This is a genomic window from Streptomyces sp. NPDC059853, from assembly GCF_042731495.1.
Classification (GTDB): Bacteria; Actinomycetota; Actinomycetes; order Streptomycetales; family Streptomycetaceae; genus Streptomyces.
This window is the reverse complement of the sequence record NZ_JBHWJL010000505.1, coordinates 1-2,169: the sequence shown is the minus strand read 5'-3', so window position 1 is coordinate 2,169 and position 2,169 is coordinate 1. Positions and strand designations below refer to the sequence as shown.

General features: G+C 67.8%; 2 protein-coding genes and 1 pseudogene. All 3 read left to right on the top strand.

The genetic code is table 11. From position 1 onward, the window contains the following. Positions 1-40 precede the first annotated feature (40 nt). Entirely contained in the window at positions 41-1,552 is a 1,512-nt protein-coding gene (gene dop, locus ACFV5N_RS27330; RefSeq protein ID WP_385605072.1) for a depupylase/deamidase Dop, read from the top strand. Between the two features lie 123 nt (positions 1,553-1,675). Further along, positions 1,676-1,888, top strand: a complete 213-nt coding sequence (locus ACFV5N_RS27325) for a ubiquitin-like protein Pup (RefSeq protein ID WP_019434989.1) — start codon at positions 1,676-1,678, stop codon at positions 1,886-1,888. A 146-nt stretch (positions 1,889-2,034) separates the two neighbouring features. Further along, positions 2,035-2,169: pseudogene (locus ACFV5N_RS27320) on the top strand (proteasome subunit beta); the annotation flags it as partial.

The following is a 2,169-nucleotide window of genomic DNA, read 5'->3' as shown; positions in this document are numbered from 1 at the left end:
GCATGAACCGCAGCCGGACGCTTCTCCCAAGGAGGGCCGCATGACTGTACGGCGAGTGATGGGGATCGAAACGGAGTACGGCGTCTCCGTCCCCGGACACCCGAACGCCAACGCCATGCTCACCTCCTCCCAGGTCGTGAACGCCTACGCGGCGGCCATGCACCGGGCCCGGCGGGCACGCTGGGACTTCGAGGAGGAGAATCCGCTGCGCGACGCCCGCGGATTCGATCTGGCGCGCGACAACGCCGACGCCAGCCAGCTCACGGACGAGGACATCGGTCTCGCCAACGTCATCCTCACCAATGGCGCCCGGCTCTACGTGGACCACGCCCATCCGGAGTACAGCGCCCCCGAGACCACCAGCCCGCTGGACGCCCTGCTGTGGGACAAGGCCGGCGAGCGCATCATGGCCGAGGCGGCCCGGCGCGCCGCCGAGGTGCCCGGCTCCCAGCCCATCCAGCTCTACAAGAACAACACCGACAACAAGGGCGCCTCCTACGGCACCCACGAGAACTACCTGATGAAGCGGGAGACGCCGTTCTCCGACATCGTGCGCCATCTGACGCCGTTCTTCGTCTCCCGGCAGGTGGTCTGCGGCGCCGGGCGGGTCGGCATCGGGCAGGACGGCAGCGAGCACGGCTTCCAGCTCAGCCAGCGCGCCGACTACTTCGAGGTCGAGGTGGGGCTGGAGACCACCCTCAAACGGCCCATCATCAACACCCGCGACGAGCCGCACGCCGACGCCGAGAAGTACCGCAGGCTGCATGTGATCATCGGCGACGCCAATCTCGCCGAGGTCTCCACCTATCTGAAGCTGGGCACCACGGCCCTGGTGCTCTCCATGATCGAGGACGGCTTCATCGCGGTCGATCTCGCCGTGGACCAGCCGGTCCGCACCCTGCACCGGGTCAGCCACGACCCCTCGCTGCGCCGGCTGATCACGCTGCGCAGCGGACGCAAGCTCACCGCCGTACAGCTCCAGATGGAGTACTACGAGCTGGCCCGCAAGTACGTGGAGGAGCGCTGGGGCGCGGACGCCGACCCGCAGACCACGGATGTGCTCAGCCGCTGGGAGGAGGTCCTCGGCAAGCTGGAGACCGATCCGATGAGCCTGGCCAATCAGCTGGACTGGGTGGCCAAGCGGGAGCTGATGGAGGGCTACCGGCGCCGGGACAGCCTGGGCTGGGACGCCGCCCGGCTGCATCTGGTGGATCTCCAGTACGCGGACGTCCGGCCCGACAAGGGGCTGTACAACCGGCTGGCGGCCCGCGGCCGGATCACCCGGCTGCTGGACGAGGAGGACGTGCTGCGGGCCCAGGGCAGCCCGCCCGAGGACACCCGCGCCTATTTCCGCGGCCGCTGTCTCGAACAATACGCCGACGACGTGGCGGCCGCTTCCTGGGATTCGGTGATCTTCGACGTCCCGGGCCGGGATTCTCTTCAGCGGGTGCCCACCATGGATCCTTTGCGGGGTACCCGGGAACACGTGAAGGACCTGCTGGACGCCAGCAGCAGCGCTCAGGACCTGCTCCGGGCGCTGGCCGGGGGCTGATTTCCTCCGGATACGGGAATCATGCGGAGGACCCCCGGACGTTGTAGCAATGAAGGAGCCGATGTCAGCACCGGCTAGTAGGGTCTGATCTTGTTACGTCGAAGCTGAGCAGGGGTGAGGGAGATGGCGACCAAAGACACCGGCGGCGGCCAGCAGAAGGCGTCGCGTACCAGCGAGGAAACCGAGGAAACGACCGCGGAGGTCTCCGAGGAGCTCAAGGAGCGCCAGGAGGAACTGACCGACGACGTGGACTCCGTTCTGGACGAGATCGACGAGGTCCTGGAATCCAACGCCGAGGACTTCGTCCGCTCCTTCGTGCAGAAGGGCGGCCAGTAATCCACGCCTCGGGTGGCGCGCGGCAGGCACGGCTGTTCGCGCGTCACCCGATGTGGATCTTGACCAGGTGCCGGGTAGGGTCCCTGGCGTACTCCTGGCCGGCGCCGTGCGCCGCCGGATCATTTCCATGACCTGGAAGGACTTCTGTGGTAGGCAACTCCCATGACCAGGGGCGACTTCCGGCAGCCTTCCTGAGGCCCGGGTCCTCCTCCTTCTTCGACTTCCTCTCCGAGATCGCGCCGGAGCGGCTCCCCGGCAACCGGATGCTGCCGCCCGTGGAG

Excerpts from the sequence above, each read along its gene's own strand:
- dop (WP_385605072.1), top strand. The coding sequence starts at position 41 with ATGACTGTACGGCGAGTGATGGGGATCGAAACGGAGTACGGCGTCTCC.
- ACFV5N_RS27325 (WP_019434989.1), top strand. The coding sequence starts at position 1,676 with ATGGCGACCAAAGACACCGGCGGCGGCCAGCAGAAGGCGTCGCGTACC.